The following is a 5,069-nucleotide window of genomic DNA, read 5'->3' as shown; positions in this document are numbered from 1 at the left end:
GGGCGACCACCGCGTCGTCCCCGGAGCCCGGCGCGGCCACCACGGTCACCCCCGGCACCCCGGGCACGTGCCGGGCGGCCCCCTCCAGCACCAGGACCACCTCGACCGGCGGCGGCAGGTCCGGCCGGCCCGTCCCGGCCAGCGGTAGCAGCCGGTCCCGCAGCCGGGCCGCCGCCCCCGCGCGGTCCCGCCACCAGCCGTCCGGCCGGGATCCGACCACGTTCGCCCCGTCCACCACCACCATCGTCATGCCCGTCATCCCACCACCCTGCCACCCGGGCACGTTTGTCTCCCCGACCGCCGGGTAGCCCACGCCGACTGCCGCGCGGATGGGGGGACACACACCATGACGCAGGGACCCGAGGACTTCGGCTCCGACCCCTGGGACGAGTTCCTGGCCCGGTACTTCGGCCGGGGCGAGGGACGCCGGCCGCACCGCGTGGACATCACCCGTCTGATGACCGCCGACGCCCGCGAGATGCTCGCCGACGCGGCCCGGCGGGCGGCCCAGAAGCGCAGCAACGACCTGGACACCGACCACCTGCTGTGGGCGGCGCTGCAACGCGAACCGCTGCGCGACCTGGTCTCCCGGGCCGGCGCCGACCCGAACGCGCTGGTCAACGCCCTCGGCGGGCGCGGCGACGGTGCCCCCCGGGGGGAGGTACCGCCGAACCTGTCGCTCACCCCGGCGGCGAAGCGGGCCCTGCTCGACGCCCACCAGCTCTCCCGGGCGATGGGCGCGAACTACATCGGCCCGGAGCACATCCTGATGGCGCTGCCGCTCAACCCCGAGTCGCCGGCCGGTCGGATGCTCGCCGCCGGGCGGATCCAACCCGAGTCGTTGCAGGCCGCCGGCCAGGAACGCGGGGCGGCCGCCCCGGAGGCCCGGCCGGACCGGGGGACACCCACCCTCGACCAGTACGGCCAGGATCTCACCGACCTGGCCCGGGCCGACCAGATCGACCCGGTGATCGGCCGGGCCGACGAGATCGAACAGGCCGTGGAGATCCTGTCCCGGCGGACCAAGAACAACCCGGTGCTCATCGGGGAGGCCGGGGTCGGCAAGACTGCGATCGTCGAGGGCCTGGCCGAACGGATCTGCGACGGTGACGTGCCCCGGACCCTGCTCAACAAGCGGGTCATCCAGCTCGACCTGGCCGGCCTGGTCGCCGGTACCCGCTACCGGGGTGACTTCGAGGAACGGCTGAAGAAGGTCATCGAGGAGATCCGGGCCCACCGCGAGGAGCTGATCGTCTTCCTCGACGAGATCCACACCCTGGTCGGTGCGGGTGGCGCCGGCAGCGAGGGCGGCATGGACGCCAGCAACATGCTCAAACCCGCCCTGGCCCGGGGTGAGCTGCGGGTCATCGGGGCCACCACGCTCAACGAGTACCGGCGGACCATCGAGAAGGACGCCGCCCTGGCCCGGCGGTTCCAGCCGGTGCTCGTGCCGGAGCCGTCGGTGGAGAACACGGTGGCCATCCTGCGTGGACTGCGGGACCGGTACGAGGCCCACCACCAGGTCCGGTTCACCGACGAGGCACTGGTCGCGGCGGCCGAACTGTCCGACCGGTACGTCACCGACCGGTTCCTGCCGGACAAGGCGATCGACCTGATCGACCAGGCCGGTGCCCGGGTGCGGCTGCGTACCCGTACCCCGGCGGCCGACGTACGGGAGCTGGAACGGCAGCTCGACGACGTCCGGCGGGACAAGGAACAGGCGGTCGCCGACGAGCAGTACGAGCGGGCCTCGGCGCTGCGCGACCGGTTGCAGGAGCTGCGCGAGCAGATCGAGGCGGCCCGGGGCGCGGACAGCGACCCGCACCGGGTGCCCCAGGTCGGCCAGACCGAGATCGCCGAGGTGGTCTCCCGGGCCACCGGCATCCCGGTCAACCAGCTCACCGAGGAGGAACGCGACCGGCTGCTGCGGCTGGAGGCGCACCTGCACGAGAAGGTGATCGGTCAGGACGACGCGGTCGCGGCGGTCGCCGAGGCGGTCCGTCGCTCGCGTACCGGCCTGGCCGACCCGAACCGGCCGATGGGCAGTTTCCTGTTCCTCGGTCCGACCGGGGTGGGCAAGACCGAACTGGCCCGGGCGCTGGCCGAGGCGCTCTTCGGCGACGCCGACCGGATGGTCCGGCTGGACATGAGCGAGTTCCAGGAGAAGCACACGGTGAGCCGGCTCGTCGGCGCCCCGCCGGGGTACGTCGGCTACGAGGAGGCCGGGCAGCTGACCGAGGTGGTCCGGCGCCGCCCGTACGCGGTGGTGCTGCTCGACGAGGTGGAGAAGGCCCACCCCGACGTGTTCAACATCCTGCTCCAGGTGCTCGACGACGGCCGGTTGACCGACAGTCAGGGCCGTACGGTGAACTTCAAGAACACCGTCATGATCATGACGAGCAACCTCGGTTCCGAACTGATCACCGGCAGCCAGCGCAGCGTCGGCTTCGCCGGTGCCGACTCCGGCGCCGAGGCGGAGGCCGCCGAGCTGCGGGACCGGCTGATGCGCCGGTTGCAGGAGCAGTTCCGGCCGGAGTTCCTGAACCGGATCGACGAGATCATCATCTTCCGGCGGCTGGAGACCCAGCAGCTACGGCAGATCACCGAGCTGCTGCTCGGCGAGACCCGCCGTCGCCTGCACGCCCAGGACATCGCCGTCGACGTCACCACCGCCGGGGTCGACTGGCTCGCCGAGCACGGCTACCAGCCCGAGTTCGGGGCCCGCCCGCTGCGCCGGGTCATCCAGCGTGAGTTGGACAACCGGCTGTCCCGGATGCTGCTCGACGGCAGCATCTCACCGGGGCAGCGGATCACGGTGGACGCCCGCGACGGGCAGCTCCACATCGACGTGGCGGCGGGGAGCGGGTACGCCCCGGCGGTCACCACCAACCCGCGCTAGGACCGGCTGGTCGTCAGCGGTCCGGGCGGGGCGCGGCCGAGCAGGGCGCCGGCCGTGGGGAGCGGGAGGGGAGTCAACCGTGAGCCAGCCCGAGGAAGCCGAGGAGAAGAGCCCGAAGACCGACCCGATCCTCGCCGCGCCCACGGCCAACCCGGACCGGGTGCGGGTACCGCCGGAAGGGCTGGCCGGAATGTCGGACGAGGGCGGACCGGGCCGGTCCGGCCACCCGCCGGAGGAGGAGGACCGCTGATGGCACGCGACACCCGTACCGACCCCGAGGTCGAGACGATCTGGCAGGACTTCCACGAGCACGTCAACGTCACCTCGGAGCAGCTCCGCAGCTGGCTGCTCACCCGGGGGTCGGGTGAGGAGACCTTCACCGCGGACCCGGACCTCGCGCTACCCGAACCGGGCCGGCAGATCCTCGCCGTCCTCGGCAAGCGCAAGGTCGACCTGACCCGGGCGGACATCGACGTGATGCGGACGGCGATCGCGGGGATCGACGCGCTGCTGGCCGAGCGACCGCCGCGCGGCAACGCCGACGACCAGTGGCGGCACGCCCTGCTCGACCTGGGACACGATCCGCTGGTGGAACGCTGACCGGCCCGGACGCGCGTCCCGCCGGGACGGCAGGGCAAAGATGCGGCGCCCCGGACACCGGCCGGTGTCCGGGGCGGCCCGTACCCGGGCGGTCACTCCGTGCCCACGCTGCCGATCGGCAGCCCCATCGCGGCCACCCGGGCCTGCCGCTCGGCCCGTACCTGCTCCTCGCGGGCCAGCAGGGTGGCGTACTCGACGATGTCGTCCGGCCCGGGTACCGCCGGCACCCGGCGGAGAAAGGTCTCGATGTCCCGGGACGCGGCGGTGTGCGCGGCGGCGGCCTGCCGGGCGGTGTCCCGGTCGTCGGCCGGCTGGTGCGGATCGGTCATGCCGCGGACTACCCCGTCCGGCCCGGATCGCACCCCGTCCGCCTCACCGGTCCACCAGGTGGCTGACCGCCCCCGGGTACGCCCCGAACGACGGGTTGCGCAGCAGCCAGGCCAGATAGTGCGGGTGCGGGCCCAGCGAGTCGGTGTACGCGGCCCGGGCCAGTTCCAGCACCTCGTCGGCGAAGTGGGCCGCCGGGGCGTCCGGATGCCAGCCCAGCAGCAGCCGCCAGCGCAGCGGCGCCTCGGCCAGCGGCCGGGTGACCAGACCCGGCACCGGCCGGAACATCGCCTGGCACAGCGCCACCGCCTCACCCGCCTCGACCAGGTCCACGCAGCCCCGCACGTCGGTCTCGTACAGCTTGCGGGGGGTGAACCCGGCCCGCGCGCAGGCGGCGGCGAAACAGTCGCCGAAACAGCCGTCCCCGGGCGCGGCCACCCACTGTTCCCCGGCCAGGGCCCGCAACGGCACCTCCTCCCGCGCGGCCATCGGGTGCCGCTCCGGCAGCAGCACGAAGACCGGGTCGCAGGCCACCTCCCGCCAGCTCAACGCGTACTCGGCCGACGGCGTGGCGTCCCCGCACGCCCCGGTCAGCGCGTAGTCCAGCCGGCCGGTGCGGACCAGCCGGGCCAACTCGTCCACCGACCAGGACGCGTACGTGCTGATCTGCGCCCCCGGTCGGGTACTGGCCAGCCGGTGCACCAACCGGCCCAGGATCGGACTGTTCACCCCGCCGAAGCGGTACCGGCTCAGCGCACCACCCGCCTCGGCCAGCCGGGCCGCCTCGTCCTGTAGGCCCTTCATCGCCGGCAGCAGGACCCGGGCTCGGTCCAGCACCAGTTCACCCAGCGCGGTCGGACGTGCGCCACGCCGGTCCCGCTCGAACAGCGGTCCGCCCAGGGCGCGCTCGATGCGCTGGAGCTGTGCGGTCAGGGCGGGCTGGGCCAGACCCAGGGCCGACGCCGCCTTCGTCACGCTGCCGGTCTCCGCGATCGCGCAGACCACCTTGAGGTGTCGCAGCTCCAGATTCATAGCGTGACGGTAGGGCTGCGAAGCGATAAAGGGGAAGACCTTCGATGTTAAGTCGACCGTGACCAGGCCGATCCGGTCACCCCCGGGGCGGGTCGTCGAGGTCGCTCAGGTACGTCTGCCGGCCGGTCACCGCATCCCGGACCTTGTCGACCACGCCCAGCGCCGGCTCGACCACCCGGTTCCACGGCGGCTTCGCCGGGGTGTCCGGGTG

The 5,069-nt window shown here is 73.4% G+C and carries 6 protein-coding genes and 1 pseudogene; 3 read left to right on the top strand and 4 right to left on the bottom strand.

Annotated elements, in window-relative coordinates:
- Positions 1-259: hypothetical protein (locus GSF22_RS30410; protein WP_208817352.1), on the bottom strand; the 259-nt coding region annotated here is incomplete at its 3' end.
- Positions 260-346: 87 nt separating this feature from the next.
- On the opposite strand from GSF22_RS30410, the gene GSF22_RS30405 reads away from it, so the two are divergent.
- The 3 genes from GSF22_RS30405 (at position 347) to GSF22_RS30395 (ending at position 3,499) form a co-directional block, all read left to right on the top strand.
- Positions 347-2,899, top strand: a complete 2,553-nt coding sequence (locus GSF22_RS30405) for an ATP-dependent Clp protease ATP-binding subunit (RefSeq protein WP_208817351.1) — start codon at positions 347-349, stop codon at positions 2,897-2,899.
- A 79-nt stretch (positions 2,900-2,978) separates the two neighbouring features.
- Complete coding sequence (locus GSF22_RS30400) at positions 2,979-3,149, top strand: hypothetical protein (protein WP_208817353.1); 171 nt, start codon at positions 2,979-2,981, stop codon at positions 3,147-3,149.
- A complete protein-coding gene (locus tag GSF22_RS30395) occupies positions 3,149-3,499 on the top strand; it encodes a DUF3140 domain-containing protein (protein WP_208817350.1) in 351 nt (116 codons plus the stop codon). The genes GSF22_RS30400 and GSF22_RS30395 overlap by 1 nt, the downstream gene beginning before the upstream one ends.
- Before the next feature lie 92 nt (positions 3,500-3,591).
- Here the strand turns inward: GSF22_RS30395 and GSF22_RS30390 are convergent, their stop codons facing one another.
- The 3 genes and pseudogenes from GSF22_RS30390 to GSF22_RS35185 form a co-directional block, all read right to left on the bottom strand.
- Positions 3,592-3,828 (bottom strand): hypothetical protein, encoded by a 237-nt coding sequence (locus tag GSF22_RS30390; RefSeq protein ID WP_208817349.1) that lies wholly within the window; start codon positions 3,826-3,828, stop codon positions 3,592-3,594.
- Positions 3,829-3,871: 43 nt separating this feature from the next.
- Positions 3,872-4,858 carry a LysR family transcriptional regulator gene (locus tag GSF22_RS30385; protein WP_208817348.1) on the bottom strand — a complete coding sequence of 329 codons (987 nt, stop codon included), beginning with the start codon at positions 4,856-4,858 and terminating at the stop codon, positions 3,872-3,874.
- Between the two features lie 76 nt (positions 4,859-4,934).
- Positions 4,935-5,069: pseudogene (locus tag GSF22_RS35185) on the bottom strand (hemerythrin domain-containing protein); the annotation flags it as partial.

Source organism: Micromonospora echinofusca, from assembly GCF_017614955.1.
Classification (GTDB): Bacteria; Actinomycetota; Actinomycetes; order Mycobacteriales; family Micromonosporaceae; genus Micromonospora; species Micromonospora echinofusca_A.
Note: the sequence above shows the minus strand (reverse complement) of the source record. Positions and strands in the feature narration are given on the sequence as shown.

Bases quoted from the DNA above. Each gene is read 5' to 3' on its own strand.
- GSF22_RS30395 (WP_208817350.1), top strand. From the start codon at position 3,149: ATGGCACGCGACACCCGTACCGACCCCGAGGTCGAGACGATCTGGCAG.
- GSF22_RS30405 (WP_208817351.1), top strand. From the start codon at position 347: ATGACGCAGGGACCCGAGGACTTCGGCTCCGACCCCTGGGACGAGTTC.
- GSF22_RS30385 (WP_208817348.1), bottom strand. From the start codon at position 4,858: ATGAATCTGGAGCTGCGACACCTCAAGGTGGTCTGCGCGATCGCGGAG.
- GSF22_RS30390 (WP_208817349.1), bottom strand. From the start codon at position 3,828: ATGACCGATCCGCACCAGCCGGCCGACGACCGGGACACCGCCCGGCAG.